Annotated in this window: 16 protein-coding genes; 9 read left to right on the forward strand and 7 right to left on the reverse strand. The window is 50.8% G+C overall.

The genetic code is table 11. From position 1 onward, the window contains the following. Window positions 1-93 precede the first annotated feature (93 nt). The 5 genes from M2277_RS26310 to M2277_RS26330 all read left to right on the forward strand — a co-directional run bounded on the left by M2277_RS26310 (window position 94) and on the right by M2277_RS26330 (window position 5,955). Window positions 94-1,860: a sensor histidine kinase gene (locus tag M2277_RS26310; RefSeq protein ID WP_280756022.1), complete on the forward strand. Its 1,767-nt coding sequence runs from the start codon at window positions 94-96 to the stop codon at window positions 1,858-1,860. A gap of 1 nt (window position 1,861) precedes the next feature. Then, window positions 1,862-2,647 (forward strand): response regulator transcription factor, encoded by a 786-nt coding sequence (locus M2277_RS26315; protein WP_006208735.1) that lies wholly within the window; start codon window positions 1,862-1,864, stop codon window positions 2,645-2,647. A gap of 115 nt (window positions 2,648-2,762) precedes the next feature. Further along, entirely contained in the window at window positions 2,763-4,082 is a 1,320-nt protein-coding gene (locus M2277_RS26320; RefSeq protein WP_006208736.1) for an extracellular solute-binding protein, read from the forward strand. A gap of 93 nt (window positions 4,083-4,175) precedes the next feature. Continuing rightward, on the forward strand, window positions 4,176-5,057 hold the full coding sequence (locus tag M2277_RS26325) for a carbohydrate ABC transporter permease (protein WP_006208737.1): 882 nt from the start codon (window positions 4,176-4,178) through the stop codon (window positions 5,055-5,057). A 13-nt stretch (window positions 5,058-5,070) separates the two neighbouring features. Then, the gene (locus tag M2277_RS26330) at window positions 5,071-5,955 is read left to right on the forward strand and encodes a carbohydrate ABC transporter permease (protein WP_006208738.1); all 885 of its coding nucleotides are present in this window, start codon (window positions 5,071-5,073) and stop codon (window positions 5,953-5,955) included. A gap of 113 nt (window positions 5,956-6,068) precedes the next feature. Here M2277_RS26330 and M2277_RS26335 read toward each other — a convergent pair whose 3' ends face one another. Genes M2277_RS26335 through M2277_RS26345 form a run of 3 tightly spaced genes read right to left on the reverse strand, consistent with a single transcriptional unit; the run spans window position 6,069 to window position 8,399 of the window. Beyond that, window positions 6,069-7,454: a nucleoside recognition domain-containing protein gene (locus tag M2277_RS26335; RefSeq protein ID WP_280756023.1), complete on the reverse strand. Its 1,386-nt coding sequence runs from the start codon at window positions 7,452-7,454 to the stop codon at window positions 6,069-6,071. Beyond that, a complete protein-coding gene (locus M2277_RS26340; protein WP_006208740.1) occupies window positions 7,405-8,151 on the reverse strand; it encodes a FeoB small GTPase domain-containing protein in 747 nt (248 codons plus the stop codon). The genes M2277_RS26335 and M2277_RS26340 overlap by 50 nt, the downstream gene beginning before the upstream one ends. Then, a complete protein-coding gene (locus M2277_RS26345; RefSeq protein WP_006208741.1) occupies window positions 8,148-8,399 on the reverse strand; it encodes a FeoA family protein in 252 nt (83 codons plus the stop codon). The genes M2277_RS26340 and M2277_RS26345 overlap by 4 nt, the downstream gene beginning before the upstream one ends. Window positions 8,400-8,878: 479 nt before the next feature. On the opposite strand from M2277_RS26345, the gene M2277_RS26350 reads away from it, so the two are divergent. Continuing rightward, window positions 8,879-9,184 carry an ArsR/SmtB family transcription factor gene (locus M2277_RS26350; protein WP_006208742.1) on the forward strand — a complete coding sequence of 102 codons (306 nt, stop codon included), beginning with the start codon at window positions 8,879-8,881 and terminating at the stop codon, window positions 9,182-9,184. Window positions 9,185-9,554: 370 nt separating this feature from the next. After that, entirely contained in the window at window positions 9,555-11,279 is a 1,725-nt protein-coding gene (locus M2277_RS26355; RefSeq protein ID WP_280756024.1) for a proline--tRNA ligase, read from the forward strand. Between the two features lie 166 nt (window positions 11,280-11,445). Here M2277_RS26355 and M2277_RS26360 read toward each other — a convergent pair whose 3' ends face one another. The 4 genes from M2277_RS26360 to M2277_RS26375 form a co-directional block, all read right to left on the reverse strand. Continuing rightward, on the reverse strand, window positions 11,446-12,339 hold the full coding sequence (locus M2277_RS26360; protein ID WP_006208744.1) for a carbohydrate ABC transporter permease: 894 nt from the start codon (window positions 12,337-12,339) through the stop codon (window positions 11,446-11,448). A gap of 15 nt (window positions 12,340-12,354) precedes the next feature. Next, window positions 12,355-13,239: a carbohydrate ABC transporter permease gene (locus tag M2277_RS26365; protein ID WP_063478849.1), complete on the reverse strand. Its 885-nt coding sequence runs from the start codon at window positions 13,237-13,239 to the stop codon at window positions 12,355-12,357. A gap of 528 nt (window positions 13,240-13,767) precedes the next feature. Further along, complete coding sequence (locus M2277_RS26370) at window positions 13,768-14,169, reverse strand: ClpX C4-type zinc finger protein (RefSeq protein WP_006208746.1); 402 nt, start codon at window positions 14,167-14,169, stop codon at window positions 13,768-13,770. A 182-nt stretch (window positions 14,170-14,351) separates the two neighbouring features. After that, window positions 14,352-15,707 (reverse strand): ABC transporter substrate-binding protein, encoded by a 1,356-nt coding sequence (locus tag M2277_RS26375; protein ID WP_280756025.1) that lies wholly within the window; start codon window positions 15,705-15,707, stop codon window positions 14,352-14,354. 207 nt (window positions 15,708-15,914) lie between these two features. Between M2277_RS26375 and M2277_RS26380 the strand changes: the two genes are divergently transcribed. Both M2277_RS26380 and M2277_RS26385 read left to right on the forward strand, forming a co-directional pair. Beyond that, window positions 15,915-17,744: a cache domain-containing sensor histidine kinase gene (locus M2277_RS26380; RefSeq protein WP_036641349.1), complete on the forward strand. Its 1,830-nt coding sequence runs from the start codon at window positions 15,915-15,917 to the stop codon at window positions 17,742-17,744. 7 nt (window positions 17,745-17,751) lie between these two features. Further along, window positions 17,752-19,419 carry a response regulator transcription factor gene (locus M2277_RS26385; protein WP_280756026.1) on the forward strand — a complete coding sequence of 556 codons (1,668 nt, stop codon included), beginning with the start codon at window positions 17,752-17,754 and terminating at the stop codon, window positions 19,417-19,419. Window positions 19,420-19,452: the final 33 nt, after the last annotated feature.

Consider the following 19,452-nt stretch of genomic DNA (forward strand, 5'->3'; position numbering starts at 1 on the left):
ATGCAACCCGCTTTGGGTTGACGAGGACTCCCTAACTTCGGCAAGATTGTGTATAGTGAATAACAGTTCCTAGTCGAAAGGGAGTGCGAGAACTTGAACAGGTTTGGCAGGCTGAATACACTGCGGAATCAAATCTTCCTTGGATTTATGCTGGTGATGATCATTGTGCTGGCATTAGTCGGGGTTTTTGTATACGACCAGGTATCCGTACTGCTGCGCAACAGCGCCGAGAAGCATATTCAGCAGACGGCTGTGCAGGCAACAGGCAAGCTGGATGCGCTGCTCAAGCAGGTGGATACACTCACGGCGCAAATTTCTACCAACGCAACGGTTCAGCGCTATCTGGCACAGGAAACTGCTGGCAAGCCGATCAGCTTCGGAGAACGGCAATCGCTCCAGCAGGAGGTCCGCAAATATGAATCTTACGCTACAGGCATTCGTTCACTTGAATTATATACGACGGACTACCGGCGGCTGTTTCCGCTGGATGAAGGCAGTCTGACGAGCCGGGTCGGGGTCGATTGGATCTTGGCGGCCGATGCGGGAAAGGGGAGGCTGGTTTGGTTCGGACAGGATCCGAAGGACCCGGAGGTGGTGGTGGCTGTTCGGAGAATCCGGCTGATTGACCATTCCTTTGCCCATGGCGGATACCTGCTTGTGAAGCTGGAGAAGGATTATTTTGCGCTTGCTGATTCCACTGGCGGCACGGCTGGCGATTCGCGTGAAACGATGGGGCTGTTTGATCAGGCGGGAAATGAAATATCATCGGATTTTGCGACAGCGGTGGACGCGAAGGATGTTCTGCATCGTGAAGGGGAGACGGTTGCCATTGGCAATGAGGACTTCATCGCCGTACAGAAGCAGTCGGAGGCGACAGGGTGGAACCTGGTCATCCTGACGCCTGTGGATTATACTACCGAAGGCATAGCGGTACTGCGGACCGCGATTATCGTATCCGGGGGCGTCGGTGCGCTGCTGTTTCTATTCTTAAGCTTTATCCTGACCACCATGATCATCCGGCCGATTCTGAATCTGATCAAAGCCATGCGCGGCGTAAGGCTGGGAACCCTTAAACCGATTCCGGTCACCTCGAAGACAATGGAGATCAATGAGCTTAACAATTCGTACAACCAGATGGTTGACTCGCTGAACGAATTAATCGAGGTTGTATACGAGAAGGAGATTATTCAGAGCCGAACGGAGCTTAAGGCTCTGCAAGCGCAGATCAATCCGCACTTTCTTTTCAATACTTTGGAAGCGTTTTACTGGGCCTTGGATGATCAGGGGGAAGAGGAACTGGCTCAAATCGTGGTCGCGATGTCTGGATTGTTCCGTTATGTTATCAACAGAAAAGACGAGGATGAATGGGTGTCGATCCGGGATGAGCTTGACCATGCGGAGCGTTATTTGATGATTATGAAAATGCGGATGCTGGACAGGCTGTCCTGGAGAATTGAGGCAGATGAAGCGAGCCGTCATGTGCCGATTCCAAAGCTGCTGATTCAGCCAATCGTGGAGAATGCGATTCTGCACGGGGTGGAGCAGAGGCTGGGTCCAGGCACCGTAATCGTCCGTGCACAAGCTGCTGATCATCCGGGATACACGGTCATCTCAATTACCGATGACGGTCCCGGCATGGACGAGGAAACGGTAGCCACTCTTTATTCATCGATGGAAAAAGGTTATGCGGCATCCTCTAAAAACAGCGGGGTCGGCCTTGCCAATGTAGAGCAGCGAATCCGGCTGTACTACGCTTCCGAGCAAGCCGGTCTGCACATTGACAGCGTGGTTGGTCAGGGAACCACCATCTCATTTGAAATACCGAATGATTTTCCGGCCATAAAGGGGGAGGGGGAATAGCATGAAAACGATACTGATCGTTGATGATGAACCGAGAACGAGAGAAGGCGTAAGGAAAACGCTGGAGGCTTGGTCATCCGGCCGCTGCCGGATAACAACGGCTGCAAGCGGTGTAGAGGCGCTCCAGTGGCTGCAGGAGCAAGTGGCTCACCTGGTGGTGACCGATATCCGCATGCCTGAGATTGGAGGACTTGAGCTTATTGAAAGATTGCATGAATTAGAGCATCCCCCGGTCATCATCGTGATATCCGGCTATTCGGAATTTGATTATGCCCGTAAAGCACTGCAGTACGGCGTGGTGGATTATCTTCTGAAGCCGCTGGATAAACGAAAACTGGTAGCCGCAGTAGAGTCAGCGCTTGAGCGCGGGGATAAACTAGAACGGATTGAGCGAATGGAGAAACTGGTGGATCCGAAACTGCTGGAGGCAGCACAGCAGGATAAGGGATACAGCATCCAGGTGCAGGAAGCACTGAAGTATGTAGACCTGCATCTTCAGGATTCGGTATCGCTGAAGGAAGTGGCCGAGGTGCTGCACCTGAACTCCAGCTATTTCAGCGTGTTATTCAAAGAGCAGACAGGGCTCACCTTCAGTGAATATATGACGCGCCGCAGAGTGCAGAGGGCCAAGGAGCTGCTGGCCGGCACAGCGCTGCCTGTCTCAGAGATTGCGGAGAAGGTGGGTTACCAGACGTCAAAATATTTTGTGAAAGTGTTCCGCGACCTTGAAGAAGTAAGCCCGAGCCAATATCGCCAGAGCGTATCGGACAGCGGAGAAGAAATCTAATAATAGTGGAATTAGTCCCAATCGTTATGACCTTATAGAATCATCCCCTCACTGATACAATTTGATTAAAGCGGTTTCATTACGCGAACAGCATACTAGAAAAGGGGTTGTAAACGTGTTCAACAAAAAATGGACGGTTCTGCTTCTGACATTGTGTCTCGCTCTGGTAGCGGCTGGTTGTGGATCTAACAACAGCAGCACAGGAGATTCCGGCAACGGTGGCAGCGAAGGCGATAAAGTTACGGTGAACTTCATGCACTTGTGGCCAGCTGGCGTATCCGCCGGACAGAACAAAATTGTAAATCAGATTATCGAAGAATATCAGAAGGAAAACCCTAACGTTACGATCAAACAGGAAGTACTGGATAATGAGCAGTATAAAAACAAATTGAAAGTGCTGTCTGCTTCGAATGAGCTTCCGGACGTTGGAGTAACCTGGGCAGCCGGATTCCTGAAGCCTTATGTCGAAGGCAATCTGTTTGCTCCTGTAGACGATTTGCTTGAGGGTCAGCTGAATGGCAAGTTTGTAGCCGGTACCACCGAAGCTTATGCCATTGACAGCAAAACGTATGCGCTTCCACTAGAATTCAATATCGCTCCCGTATATTACAATAAAGCGATTTTTGAACAGTTTAACCTGGAGGTTCCACAAACCTACGAGGAATTCAAGACAATCGTTAAAACGCTCTCGGATAACGGGATTGCCCCGATTGCACTCGGGAATAAGGATCGCTGGACCGGATCCCTGTGGTACATGTATCTGGCAGACCGGATCGGCGGGCAAGAAGCGCTTGCCAATGCGATTAGCGGTGCCGGTTCTTTCAAGGATGAATCGCTTGTAAAGGCGGCCGCCGAGGTTCAATCTTTGGTGGATAGCAACGCATTTGTCAAAGGATTCAACGGCTTGTCCAACGAGGAAGCCAAATCCGAATTCCTGAACAACAAAGCAGCGATGTATATGATGGGCACTTGGGAACTGCCGAACTTTACAACAAATGAGGAGATCCCGAAAGAGTTCCGCGACAGTGTCGGCTTCTTCAAGTTCCCGACGGTTGAAGGCGGAAAAGGCGATATCAACAGCTGGGTAGGTGGACCGGGCGTAGGTTTGTTCATCGGCGAAAACTCCAAGGTGAAAGAGGAGTCCAAGAAGTTTGTTGAGTATTTCGTAACCAAATGGGGCGAACAATCGGTTACAGGAGCAGGCGTCATTCCAGCAACCAAAGTCGATACATCCACCCTGGAGCTTCCACAGCTGTACATTGATCTGTTTGATGAAATGAACCAGGCCAGCAGCATCACGCTGTTCGCAGACGTTCAAATGGAGGCCAATGCCGCCGAAACGCATCTGAACATGATCCAGGCACTCTTCGGTAAAGCCGTAACGCCGGAGAAATTTTCCGAAGAGCATGATGCAGTGATTACCAAAGGCAAATAAGACTCAGACAACCAAGAAACAGGACCTGATTATCCGGCAGCTATTGCCGGATAATCTTTCCTCAAGACGATAAGAAGAAAGGAGTCGGACACTTTGGATAAAGTGATGTCCAACAAAAAAATCATCGCGCTGTATGTACTGCCTGCTCTGCTTGTCATTATGGCCGTTGTCTACATTCCCATCATCCTGACCGCTTATTACGGACTGAACGAATGGAACGGAATCGGCGCGATGACCTTTATCGGACTCGATAACTACCAGGCTCTGCTTACGGACGGGAAATTTTGGGACAGCGCATGGCACTCCTTGCTGTTAGCCGTATTCTCGGCTGCCAGCCTTATTATCTATCTGGCTGTAGCGATGGTGCTGGCCTCGAAGATCAAAGGCGCCAACCTGTTCCGTAAAATCTATCTGATCCCGATGCTGTTGTCATCGGTTGCAATTGCCCAGCTGTGGCTTCGCATCTATCATCCGACCAACGGGATTGTGAACAGCTTCCTGGAATCCATCGGGATATCGAATCCGCCGGCATGGCTTGCCGAGCCGTCACTCGTATTGTTTGCATTGTTTATTCCGATTCTGTGGCAGTATGCGGGTTTCTATATTCTGATCTATTATGCGGCATTAAAGAATATTCCGGCTTCGCTTGTGGAGGCAGCAAAAATCGATGGAGCAACCTCCATGCAGATCGCGTTCAGAATCAAACTTCCGCTCATCATGGAAGTGATCAAGGTTACGATCGTGCTTGCGGTGGTAGGTTCCCTGAAGTACTTTGATCTGATCTTTGTCATGACAGACGGGGGGCCTAACGGCTCGAGTGAAGTGATGGCGTCCTATATGTATCACACGGCTTTCCGCGCTTATGATTTCGGTTACGGCAGCGCCATCGGGTTCTTCCTGCTTGTCATCTGCCTGATCGTAACGTGGGTCATTCGTAAATTAACGGCATCAAAAGAAACGATCCAATATTCATAAGGAGGGATGCTTCATGATATCCGGAGCCACAGGACAGCTCCAGGAAGGGCGTGCCCGATCCGGAAATGGAGCGGGACGCAAGCTTGGCTACATGCTGCTGTATGTCGTGCTGATCGGTGTAGCCGTATTTCAGCTGTTTCCGCTCGTATGGCTGCTGCTGTTCTCATTAAAAAACAACCAGGAAGTATTCGATCTGCCTCCTCTGTCCCTCCCGATGAATCCGCGTTGGGAGAATTACGAGAAGGTATGGAGCGCAGGAAATATAAGCGTATATTTCCTGAACAGCGTTTGGATTACCGTTGCAGCGACGGCGCTCACGGTCATCCTGGGAAGCCTCGTTACGTTTGCCATTACAAGAATGAAGTGGAAGGGCAGTTCCTTTGTCCTCGGATTGTTTATGGTTGCGATGATGATACCGGTGCATTCCACCTTGATCCCGCTGTTCAGCATTTTTAACAAAGTGGGATTGACGGACCATCCGATATCTTTGATATTGTCCTACGTGGCTTTCAACATGCCGATTACGATTATGATTCTGCTGGGGTTCTATTATACGCTGCCGAAGGAAGTGGAAGAGGCGGCGGTGATGGACGGCTGCTCGGTTCATCGGGTCTTTTTCCGGATTGTTCTTCCGATGACGGGCTCGGTTCTGGCAACGACAGCCATCATCAATATGATATACAACTGGAATGAATTCATATTTGTAAACACCTTCATTAGCTCGGACATGTTTAAGACGCTGACGGTGGGCGTTCAGAACTTTATCGGACAGTACACCACCGATTGGGGCGCCATTGGCGCAACCTTGATGATCAGTATCTTGCCAATCCTGCTGATGTTCCTCTTCCTCAGTGATCGAATCGTGGAAGGCATCGCCGCAGGTTCGGTTAAAGGTTAAAGTTGGGATAGGATAGGGTTTCATAACATGCAGATAGAGAAAATAACAACGAGCCGCTCCAAGAATTTTCTTGATGCGGCTCGTTGTTATTATTGTACATGCTATTGTTATACTTAAACCCAGCCCAGCGCCCGGACCACCTGCGCAACAATGAACGTGACACCGATCGCGATTGCGGTCGGGATGGCGAAGGACAGGAACGTCCACTTGGCGCTTTTGGTTTCCTTCCAGATGTTGACGAGCGTGGTTCCGCACGGATAGTGAAGCAGTGAGAACAGCATCATGTTAAGAGCGGTCAGCCAGGTCCAGCCTTGATCCAGAAAGATCTGCTTAAGGGCAAACATATCGGTAACCTCAGTGAGAGAACCTGTAGCCAAATACCCCATGAGCAGGATCGGCAGCACGATCTCATTCGCAGGAAGTCCGATAATAAAGGCCATAAGAATGAAGCCGTCGAGTCCGAGTGCTTGGGCAAACGGATCAAGAAAATGAACAAAATGAAGCAAAATGCTGGAATCGCCAATATGAATATTGGCGAGAATCCAGGTCAGCACACCTGCGGGTGCCGCTACGATAATGGCTCTGCGCAGGACATAGATGGTTTTATCCAGGGTAGACCGCAGAATGGTATTCAGAATTTTAGGTTTCCGGTATGGAGGCAGTTCCAGCGTGTAATGGGAAGGAACGCCTTTCAAAGCGGTTTTGGATAACCCCCATGATACCGAGAGTGTGACAACGACACCGATCAGCACCATGCCCATGACAACGGAAGCGGTCACGAGCGTCTGGGCTCCACCTGAAAAGCCTGCAGCCATGAACAGGGAGGCCAGCAGGATCAGCGTCGGCCAGCGTCCATTGCAGGGCACGAAGTTATTTGTCAGGATGGCGAGCATCCGCTCCCGCGGCGATTCAATGATCCGGGTGGACATGATGGCTGCAGCATTACAGCCGAATCCCATCGCCATGGTAAGGGACTGCTTGCCGTGTGCTCCCGTTTTTTTGAACAGACGGTCCAGGTTAAACGCAACCCGTGGCAAATAGCCATAATTCTCGAGCAGAGCGAAAGCCGGGAAGAAGATGGCCATCGGAGGCAGCATCACGCTGATGACCCAGGCGGTACCCCGGAACAATCCAAGGATCAGGATCCCATGGAGCCAATCCGGAGCATGAAGCGCTTGAAAGGCCAAGGTCAGGTATCTTTCAATCCAGCCGAAGAAACTCGCCAGCATGGAAGATGGCACGTTAGCCCCGGCTATCGTTAAGTAAAAAATAATGCCAAGCATGGCCAGCATAATGGGGAATCCCCACAGCTTGGAGGTAAAGATGCGGTCCAGCCGCTCGGAACGGTACAGAAGCTCCCGGTTGGTCACGGTCACGGCGTCACTGCACAGCTCGCGCGATTTTTTGAACAACTCGCCTACGATGTCTTCTCGTACATCCTCTACCTGCTCAGCAGGAATGGCCGCTGTTAGAGCTTCCAAGCGCTTGAGCTGCTCCATGTGTCATCCCTCCTTTATCCGAAACCGATAATCTGTGCTTGAGTGTTGCAATCAGCTTCTGATCTCCGTCAAGAAAGCGAATCGCAAGCCATCTGGAGGGATATTCATCCCCAAAGATGTCCCTTAATTCAGACTCGAGCCTGGAAATCTGAGACTCCAATTGTTCGTTGTATTTCATCCGGTAGGGTGTCGTCCGAGTCTGTCCTGTACACATGAGAAGCAGCTGCTCGGACAAGGTGTCCAGTCCGTCATTGTTTCGGGCCGATATCGGAATGACAGGAACGCCGAGCTGATCCGTGAGCTTGCGGGCGTCAATTTTGATGCCTTTTTTCTTCGCTTCATCCATCAGGTTAAGGCATACGATGACCCGATCGGTCATTTCCAGCACTTGAAGCGCCAAATTAAGACTTCTTTCCAGAGCGGTTGAATCCAGGACCAGCAGCGTAACGTCGGGTTTCTCGAATATAATATAATCACGCGCCACTTCTTCGTCCGCAGAGTTGGAGAACAAGGAGTACGTTCCCGGCAGATCGATAAACCGGAAGCGGGTGTCCTTGTATTCATAATTGCCGCTCGCCAGGCTGACCGTTTTGCCGGACCAGTTGCCGGTGTGCTGCTTTAGGCCGGTCAGGGCATTAAACAGCGTGCTTTTTCCCGTGTTCGGGTTTCCCGCCAGCGCAACGGTATAAGTTCTCATGATGACATCACCTTACCCCAGATTAACTGACTTTCTTCTTTTCTTAATGCAATGACGGTACCTGCTACTCTATAAGAGGTGGGATCACCGAGCGGACTGGCTTTCAGAACCTCAATCACGGAACCCGGAACAAATCCGAGGTCCAGAAGCCGCCGTTTATGCTCTCCACGGATATCCACCTTTTCAATCAGGAAGCGCTCTCCGAGCGTTGCCTGCTGCAAATGCTGAAGATGTTTTGTCTCATCCATAAAGTTTAACCTCTCCCTAATAAATTGGGCCGAGCATATATTGTTTCCTCGAAGCAACTTTATGCCTATAGTATGACCGAATGCGTGTATTGTCAACTGGATTTATCCAATTTATTGAGAGGTGGCTTGGACATTACGTTTTAACAGCCGGGGGGTCCTCATGGGTCAGTCGCAGGCTGAGGTGCCAGGGAGACCCGATATTTGGTTGTGAATTGAAACAAGCGGTCAAGTACGGTAAAGTGGTGTTGAAAAAGAGAGTCGTCGCTGCAGGCTTTCGATTCGTGGATGTAACGGAGCTTAAGGTAAGGAATATCATCTGGGCTACCGGCTGTGTGGCAAGTATGATTGGCTCTATAGCAAAGGGGCTTAATAACGCAGGTTTGCCTTGGCAAAGACACCGGGGCTCCGCGCTTTAGGCAGGAGTGTCGCGGGATGCCCGCGAAATTGTTAAGGTATCACGGAGAAGAGGGGATAAGTTTATGGAAAAAGAGCACCATGAGCTGCTGCATGAAGACCAGGCCATGGAAGCGTCACGTCTTCTGAAGGCCATATCGGATCCGACGCGAATCCGGATTCTCCACTTGCTGTCGCAAGAGGAGTGTCCTGTCGGCCATATCGCCGAGGTGCTTGGCATGAGCCAGTCGGCGGTATCCCATCAGCTCGGCTATTTGCGCAGCTTGAGACTGGTGAAGTACCGCAGGGATGGCAATACATACTATTACACGTATGAAGATGAGCATGTCATCGGCATACTGCAGCAAGTGCTGGACCATATAGCCCATTAAATAAAGGGGCCCGGCCTATTTGTGCTTGACATTGCGGTTTCCCGGCTGTAATGTATTGGAAAATGAATTTCCCGTGAATAACGATCATCAAGGACATGAGAATTGCAACCCTCGGCGTGACAGAGAAGAAGCCCTTGGCTGAAAGGCTTCCAACCGTCCGACTGCGTTCTTCCTACCTTGTAGTTGCGCCGTGAACAAGCGGTGCCGGCCCGGGCCCGTTACCGCCGCATTGAGTTTCTTGGAAGATTGGTTTATACGTCGGACAAGATCGAATCAGGGTGGTACCACGAGCACATTCGTCCCTAGGAGGCGGATGTGCTTTTTTGCGTTCGGCAGGTAATTTCATGGATGAAAAAGGAGTATGAGGAACATGCGGCAAAGCCAATTATTGATGACAACGATGAGGGATATGCCGTCCGAGGCGGAGGCGCTGAGCCATCAATGGATGCTCCGTGGCGGCTATATCCGTCAGACGGCGGCAGGGATCTACTCGTATCTGCCGCTCGGATGGCGGGTCCTGCGAAAGATCGAGGGGATTATTCGCCAGGAAATGGATGCGGCAGGAGCACAGGAGATGCTGATGCCGGCAGTACAACCTGCTGAGCTGTGGAAGGAATCCGGCAGGTACGACGTTTACGGTTCGGAGCTTATCAGGCTGCATGACCGTCATGACCGGGAGTTTGTGCTCGGACCGACCCACGAAGAAGTGATCACGTCGATTGTGCGTCAAGAAATTTCCTCTTATCGGAAGCTGCCGGTCAATCTGTACCAGATTCAGAGCAAGTACCGGGACGAGCGGCGTCCGCGTTTTGGCCTCCTGCGTGGGAGAGAGTTCCTGATGAAAGATGCGTATTCCTTCGACCGGGACTGGGAGGGCCTGGATGTGTCCTACCGGAGCATGTATGAAGCGTATGAACGAATCTTTGAGCGCTGCGGTCTGACGTTCCGGGCGGTGGAAGCGGATGCCGGTGCCATCGGCGGACAAGGAGAGACCCATGAGTTTATGGCGCTTGCAGATATTGGCGAGGATACCGTTGTATCCTGCAGAGACTGCCGTTATGCGGCGAATCTGGAACGTGCCGAATCGGTCGTTCCAGCGAGGCAGGGCAGCGTGGATTCGGTGAAGGTCGACGGCGATTCTGCCATCGAGCGGGTAGTCACACCGAATGTGAAGAGCATCCAGGAACTGACGGACTTTCTTCAAGTGGGCCCGGAGCAATTGATCAAGACACTGATCTATCAAGTGGACGGCCAGCTGTATGCCGTGCTGATCCGGGGTGACCGTGAAGCGAATGAAACCAAGGTGAAGTCCTACTTGAAGGCGGAGCATGCAGAATTGGCGAGCGCCGAAGAAGTGGTGCAGGCGACGGGAGCTCCGGTAGGGTTTGCGGGACCGGTAGGCCTGTCACTGAAAGTACTCGTCGATTACGAAGTCGCCTCTATGACAGCTGGCATAACAGGAGCCAATCAGGTTGATGTTCATTTGAAGGGGGTTCGCCCCGGACATGATTTCTCACTGGAATACATCGGCGACTTCCGGAATGTGAAGGAAGGTGAGGCTTGTCCGCGCTGTGGCGCTCCGCTTCAGTTTCATCGCGGGATCGAACTGGGTCATGTCTTTAAGCTGGGGACGAAATACAGCGAAGTTATGAATGGCATGTACCTCGATTCCGATGGACGGGAGAAACCGCTTATTATGGGCTGCTATGGTATCGGCGTTTCCCGCGTCATGGCTGCCATCGCCGAGCAGCGGATTTCGGGGGAGCGTTTGGTCTGGCCGATGTCCGTAGCTCCGTTCCAAGTTCACGTTATTCCTGTTGCGGTTAAGGATGAGGCCCAGATGAAGCTGGCTGAGCATATATACAAGGAGCTGATCAAGGCGGGTCTGGAGCCGCTGTTGGATGACCGTGATGAGCGTGCCGGGGTGAAGTTCAAGGATGCCGATCTCGCAGGCGCTCCGCAGCGCCTGATCATTGGACGTGGCGCGGCTTCCGGCGAGGTCGAATGGATGCGCGAAGACGGAGTTAAGGTCAATCTCCCGGCCGCGGCAGCCATCCAGCGTGCGTGCGAGGCAGCTGCCCGGGTACGGGATTGAGGAATGAATTCCGCAATGAGACCCACTTATATATGAAACAGAACGCCCCTGAAACAGAAGGAGCAAACCTCAGGTTTGTCTCTCTCATGATTTCAGGGGGGGTTCTAATGTGAGAGGACTTGCAGCCTTCCGAGGGTTCTAGGTTGCTGCTTCATCCAGACAGGACCTATCCCTTCACTGCTCCCGCCGTAATGCCCTTGGTCATCTGCTCGGTGAAGAGGAGATAGATCAGAATGGTTGGCAGAGCGATGATGGTCATAACGGCAAATTGCGCACCGTAATTGGAGGAGTACTCTCCTGCAAACTTCATGATGGAGAAGGGGATCGTTTTGATGTCCTCGCTGGTGAGGAAGGTGTTGGCCATAATGAACTCATTCCACGTACTGATAAAATTCAGCACACAGATCGTGGCGATTGCCGGTTTCGTGATCGGGAAGATGATCTTAAAGATAACGCCGAATATACCGGCGCCATCCATCACAGCCGATTCTTCAATGGCGCGGGGAATGGTCTCCAGAAACCCGGTCATGATGAACATGCTGATCGGAATGACAATTGCCGTGTAAGGAAGAATCAAGGTAAACAGATTGTTCAGCATATCCAGCTTGTGAAACAGGATGAAATTCGGCAGCAGCGTGGCGTGAATCGGAATGATCATACCAAGCATGACGAAGCCGAGAAAGAAGCCGCTCAGCTTCCATTTCATCCGGGTAAAGGCATAACCCATCATGAGTGCCAGCACGGCCGAAGCCGCAACCGTGATAACGGTAACCAGCAGGCTGTTAAAGAAGAATAATGGCACACGGCCATAGGTGAACGCATTTTTATAGTTTGCCCATTGGGGCGGATCGGGCCATACCAGAAAGTTTTTTCCGAAGAAATCCCCGCTCTTCAGCAGCGAGTAATCGACCAGCCAGATTAATGGGAAGAGCTGGATCAAGGCAACAACGATCATAAATGCAAACAGTGCTAGTCTAGGCCAGGGGCTGCGCCGGACAATCCGGCTTGAAGCAGGTTTAGTCTGCGGTTTTTGAGCTGATGGCTGTATGGTTGAAAACAACGGTAACCCCTCCTTTTAAAATTCCCCGACATCTTTTTTCAAAGCTTTATTCAGCACAACCGTAAGAATCAGGCAGAACACGATGAACAGCACCGAAATGGCATTCCCGTATCCATAAAGGGATGAGGAGAAAGCGACTTTGTAAATATAGTTGCCCAAGAACTGCGTGCTGTTGGCTGGTCCGCCGTTCGTCATCAGAAATACGGTTTCCATCTGTTTAAGGCAGGTGGTGACCGCAATGATGATGGCTACCCGCATCATGGGAGCCAGCAGCGGAATCATAATCCGGCTGTACAGCTGTGTATGGGTTGCACCATCGATTTTGGCGGCTTCCCCCAAATCCTTGGGAATACCTTGCAGGCCGGAGTAGTACAGCAGCAGCGCATATCCAAACCCTTGCCACATGACAACCACAATAATGCACCAGATGGCGGTGTTCGGATCGCCGAGCCAGTCATGCTTCAATACGCCGAGCCCGATGCCCTCAAGGAATTTGTTGAGCAATCCGTAGTTAGGATGGAAAATGCCACTCCACAGCTTGGCGGTGACGACAATCGAGATGACGGCGGGGATGAAAAAAATGGTCCGGAATATCTTCTCGTATTTACCGCAATGCGTAAGGAAGATGGCGAGCAGGATGGCAATCGGATGCTGAATCACAAGCGTGGCAGCCGTGAGCAGCAGTGCATTCCAGAGCGAATTCCAAAATACAGGATCCTCGAACAGGATCTCCTTATAATTACTCAGGCCCACATATTGGTATTGACCGATGCCGCTCCAATCGGTGGAGCCGTAATAAGCGCTCATGAAAATCGGGATGCAGATCATGAATATAAACAAGATCAAGCCCGGAGCGATGAGCAGAAAGATCGCTTTTTTGTCACTGAGTACTTTGTGCATGGTGTTCAACATCTCCGTTCTTCATAAACTTGGGGGGCCGAATGCTTTCCGCAGCCCCCAATATCCGATACTGCTATCGTATCCGAGCGCGGAGGGCAGTGAACATGCCGGAAATTTACGATGAGTGTATTCATTTTTCAGAGGTTGTTTTATCAGACCATTACAACGCAGATTAGCCTCCGATTCCTGAAATGACGGCGAGAGAGTCAAGATCCCCGGCGAAACAAATCAAGAACGGGAATTCGTAAAAACAGCGTTCTTCATCTGAAGAATCGAAACCTTCATTCGCGGCCTATGCGACCAAGACGAAAGGGTGGTTATCATCTACCGGATGATAAACCTGTAAATAGGGGATGTTCATGCGCTAAACGGCAGAGCAAGAATCCCCCTTTTCATCGATCTGATAGGACGCAAAAGGAGGATTCTTTTTAAAGTATCTACATCGAATGCTGGCAAGGATGAATCGTGGCCCATTCAACCGACTGGACAAAAAGCTTGATCCTCCTAGTTACAAGGTGAATTTTAGAATCAGGGTTGTGGCGCTCCCATGACTTCTTTGCCAAATTCCAGGCATTCCCCACAGATGGACACTCCAGGTCCGAGAGCCAATGGTCCGACTTCATCCTTGCTCCGATTGCAGAATGAGCAAGACCCGGTATGAACAGGTGCTGATGGTTCCTGGGGTTTGTTATGTGCAGCTGCTTCGTAGAGATGACCGATCACGTCCCGATCAATATAATCAAACTCTCCTTTCAGCTTTAGAGCGACGGTGGTATAGGCGATAGCCATTCCTTCATAGAACCGTTGACGGTCAATGGATTCACTCTTGTCCATGTAGCTCTCGCATAACAGGCTCAGCTTCTCCAGCTCTAGGATGGTGTCTTCAATCTTGGCTCCCCGAAACATCTTCTTGCGGAACTCCTGATCCATGCTTATTTCACCCTCCTTTATTAATTATGTTTACAAATGTAAACAGATCTAAGTATATTTATTCCATACAAAGGTAAAAAAATCCTCCGTCTCATATAAAAATTTGTTCAAGACGAAAAAAAGAGCGCCCCACCCACCGGTCTGATAGACCTTGCTGGAACGCTCCTGTTTTTTCATTATTATTATTTGCCGTTTGCTTTAGCAGCTGCGGCATCCAGATCCTTGGCGAATTGCTCTGGCGTGATTTTGCCAGACAGCAGCTGCTGATGGATTTCCATCGATTTTTGCTTGAATTCATCGCTGGAAATGTCCTGCAGCGGCGTGCCCGCTGACGATGTCATATTGGTGAAAATATCGATCAGCTGCTTCTGCAGCTCGGTCTCTTCACCTGTTAAGTATTGATCGAACTTTTGCGCTGGCGTGCCTGCGCCCGATTGCCATACTTTTTTTGGCCAGTTATCCGGTGTGAAGAAGTATTTCATGAATGCGATAGCAGCATCCGCATGCTTGGTGTTCTTGGAGATGGCGTAACCGCCGCCATACCATGCTGCAATGTCCGATTGCGCGCCCTTGTCGGATGCAGGGAAGGAGATGGCGCCGACATTTTGACGGAACTCCTCGGAGAAGTTCTCATCGGTAGCCAAGCTCGCTTCCCAGTTCCCCATGAAAAACATCGCCGCCTGTCCTTGTCCAAACAGATTTCTGGCCGTGCCGTAATCAGCTGTCAGCCAGCCATCTGCAAAGCCTTTGGCTTCAGCAAAAGCCAGCATATCTGTTGCCCCCTGAATAAGGCCGGGATCCGTAAAAGAAATTTCGCCGTTAAAGGCTTTATCCATGAGTGTAAAATCGCCGCTTGCACGCTGTGCATAGTAATCGAACATAATCGGCAGCGTCCAGCCTTCCATCCCGTTAATCGCTACAGGGTTAATGTCCTTGGCCCGCAGCTGTTTCACGACATCCAGCAGCTCCGACACCGTGGTGGGCACCTTCAAGCCGTTATCGTCAAAAATCTTCTTGTTGTAATAGAGAACGGCATAGTCCGTATTCCGGGGAATCCCGTACATTTTTCCATCTTTGCTGAAGCCGTCAACCGAACCGGTAACAAAATGACTCCCATCAAAGTCAGCCGGATTCAATTCGAGCAGCATGTCGTTGTCGAGCAGCGGGGAGAGGAAGGATGGTTGTCCCCATGCCTGAATAATGTCCGGCAGCTGGTTCGTGGAGGCATACACTTTGATTTTGGCTTTGTACGGCTCATCCTGCAAAGCTTCAACCTCGATTTTGACATTCGGGTTTTCCTGCATGTAGGCGTCAATGATTTCCTGTTCTATTTTTCCCGGGCCGTTCGCGCGGTCAGCATAAGCTGTGAACATCTTCAATGTTACTGCTTCCTCGGTCTTCGTGCCTTGATCTGTACCGGCTTCATCCGGTTTCGGATTCGATCCCGGGTCGGTTGCAGTGGTTCCGCCGGAGCCGCCGCAGCCTGCCAGAAGGACAGCCATGATAACGGTCAGCAGCCATAATCTCATAGGTTTCATTTGGTTAACCCACCTTTATTGATATTTTTCAGCTTGCAAGATTCATCATACCGGGCAGAGGAAGTGTGCAACATGCCGAAAATTTCAGATGGATGTATGCATTTTTCAGGTGTTGGGATGGAGCGCAACTTTTTGCAGAAGGAATCCGCTATAATAACAGTAATTTCAATCCTTCACATATTCTTCTGAAAACAGGTGATTGCATTCATGAAGGACACCCCACGATACAAGCGGTGGTATGCCGGCATGCCGATCCGGTTTAAGCTGCTGTTCTGGTTCGTTCCGCTTCTGATGGCAACTATCGTTGCTATGGGATGGATCGCTTATGAAATATCGTCCAATGAAGTGATGGACAAGATGAAGCAGACCCAGAATCAGCTCACTCAAAAAACAGCCGATCAGATCGACAGTGTCGCAAAAGAAATGCTGTTTTTCTCCAACAACCTCTTTTTGGATGATGAGATACAGAGACTGCTGGAATCCGATTATCAACCTGCGGAACGGCAAAAAGCTTTCAAAACCATCTCCAATATGATGGTTGCCAGCGATTCCATCCAATCGATGATATTATACACGCTGAAACCCGGCTACGAACATTTGGAACCGTTTGCAACCAATCAGGCGGGAATTACGAGTGCGATGACATTGTCCCATTTTATGGAGGGTCCCTATTATGAAGCTGCGCTCAAGGCTAAGGGCAGTCCCGTCTATGGGTTGGTGAAGCCGTCGGACGATATTTTTGTCGGGGATCATTATCACAAAATCGTTCTGTCGCGCGTCATCGGCAACATCTATAACTTGAAACCGGCAGGGCTGATTATGATTGGCGTGGACGCAGCCCGTATCGGCCGATTGTATCTGGGCCAGCCCACGCTTGCAACCGAGATGTTTGTCATTAGCGAAGACGGGCTCATCATTACAGCTACGGATCAGCGCTGGATCGGAAAATATGACACAGAGCTACCCTATAACGGGACGAAAGCGGCTCAAACAAGGTTCTCAACGGAAGAGAGACTGGGGCTGTGGAAGGAATCGCCGGATTGGATGATTACACAGACGATTTCTCCGAGTACGGGCTGGCATGTCGTTGTGGTCAATACAAGGGAGAAGCTGGTGAGTGAGCTGGGACGGATCGGACAGCTGACGGTCGCCGTGGCGGTTCTTTGTTTCTTGATTAGTCTTGTCATCACGTGGTTGTTGTCCAATATGATTACGAAGCCGCTGATGAAGCTTTCGCGCTCCATGCGCAAGCTCCAGACGGGGGATTTTACGCAGCGGGTGCATTTTACCGGACAGGATGAGATCGGGGAGCTCGGGACCGGATACAATGCGATGGTTCAGCGGATCAAGGTATTAATCGATGATGTGTATGCTACGCAGTTGAAGCAGAAGGAAGCGGAACTGAAAACGCTGCAAGCGCAAATATCCCCCCATTTTCTATACAACACACTGAATACGATCAGCTGGACGGCCGAGAGAAAGGGCGAGAAGGATATAGCGGACATGGTGTACTCCTTATCCCAGGTATTCCGGCTCAGTCTGAACGACGGCAAGGATTTCTTCACAATTGAACAGGAAATGGAGCTGGTGCGGAATTATTTATTTTTACAGAAGCGCCGCTTTATGGACCGGTTTGATTTTTCGATTGAGATTGCCGAGGAGGTTTCCTCCTTTATGATACCCAAGCTTATTCTGCAGCCTCTGGCCGAAAATGCGATCATACACGGGATTGAGCCGCTGAACGGGAACGGTTTTATTACCCTGAAGGCGTACGGGTTTGACAATTCGGTGGTGCTGGAGGTGCTGGATAACGGGATCGGGATGACAGAGTCGCAGCTGCATAAGCTGCTTTCCGGCTTGCAGCGGGTGGAGAACCGCAGTTTGGAGGCTAAGGAAGATGAGCTGCGAACCGGGTTCGCGCTTTTGAATATTCAGGATCGGCTGAGATTGTTCCAATCCGGTGCCTACCTTGAACTGGATAGCAGGGAAGGCAAAGGAACCTGTGCCGTCATCCATCTGGAGAGGAAAGGGGATTGATCTGTTTATGAAACTGCTCATAGCGGAAGATGAGATATCGGTAAGAGAGGGAATGGTGCGGTTAATTGATTGGGAATCCCACGGGATTGTCATTTGCGGGGAAGCGGGAAACGGCAGCGAGGCGTTGTCAATCATGGAAAGCTGCAGCCCGGACATTTTGCTGACGGATATTCGGATGCCCCATATGGATGGACTGGAACTGATCGAGCAGGCGCAGTCTCGCGGGTTTAAGTTCAGGCCGATCATTCTTAGCGGATATAATGAATTCAGTTATGCCAAACAAGCCATTCGACTTGGCGCTTCCGATTTTATACTGAAGCCTTGCCGCCCGGAAGAGATTCTTAGGACAGTGCTGGAGGCTAAGAAGGCGGCAGAGTTCCAGGAAGCGCGCGAATCCAGGCTTAAGGAAAGGGACCAATCCTGGAACCGCAACATTCCATTAATGAAGAGTCAGGTCCTGTCCCAATGGACACGGTATCCCGCTGTTCCGCTGGAGGACAGGGGCCGACTCATGCTGGAGCTGCAGATGGATATCCAGAATGCAGGTGTTCAGGTAGGACTAATTCGCGTGGATACGTCTCAAATTCCATTGGATGAACGGGATGTCGTTCTTCTTCGCTACGCGGCAGTTAACATTGTGAAGGAAACACTGGACAATGTATATGGCGGGCGGATCGAAGTGTTCCAGGAAGGCAACGATCTGTTGTGGGTCGCCAGCATGGCGGAGAGGGGCAGAAGAGGCTCGGCCAACACATCGTTGATCACGGCTCCGTCCCAAGAAAGATTAGAGCCCCAAATCCGGGTGCTGCAGGGAAATTTGGAGAAATATTTAAAGATGACCGTCAGTATTGCATTAGGTTCATGGAAGGCATCGATCAATCAGGCCCACGATTCCTATCAGGAGTCGGTTCAGGCGATGGAGTCCCGTTTCTATCAAGGCAGAGGCGGCGTGTTCTTCTATTCCGAGAAGCTGCGGGGCGAAGATAGCGGATATGATAATAGTACGGAGTCCACATCCATTCTGGATAATGAGAGATTTGACTTATGTGAAATGGAGATGCTGGATTGCTTGCGGCATGGAAGTTTCGAGCAGGCACTTGATCAACTGGACGCATGGCTGGAGATGTTTAAGACACAATCCCATTACAGCAAGCAGGAGGTGAACCTGCGGGCGACAACGTTTATGATCAGTCTGCAAAGAATCGCCAAGGAGCACCGGATCGGGGCGTTTGAGTGGAAGAACCAACTGGTGAATTCGATGGAACAGCTGCCGCAAGTAGAGACATTGGAAGAGCTGGCTACCATCGTGAAAAAAATCATGCAGCATCTTGTGGAAGCCTGCTCCTCCAACCGTACCCTGCACCGTACGGTGCAGTCCGTACTGGAGCTGATCAAGGAGAAATACAATACCAACCTTACACTGGAGGCGGTCGCCCGCGAGGCTTATATCTCCAATACTTATTTAAGCTCCCTGTTCAAGCAGGAGCTCGGCGTCAATTTTCTGGATTACCTGCATCAATACCGGATTGAGAAAGCCAAGGAGCTGCTTCAGCAGAATTTGAAAATCTACGCCGTCGCTCGCCTGGTCGGCTATCAGGAGGAGCGGCACTTCAGCTCCACCTTTAAGAAGTGGACCGGCGTTACCCCTTCCCAGTATAAGTCGAGCGTTCATTGAGTTGGAGTGGAGTTGAAGGATGAGCCTGGGGAA

Source organism: Paenibacillus sp. LBL (assembly GCF_029893715.1).
GTDB lineage: Bacteria > Bacillota > Bacilli > Paenibacillales > Paenibacillaceae > Paenibacillus_AQ > Paenibacillus_AQ glucanolyticus.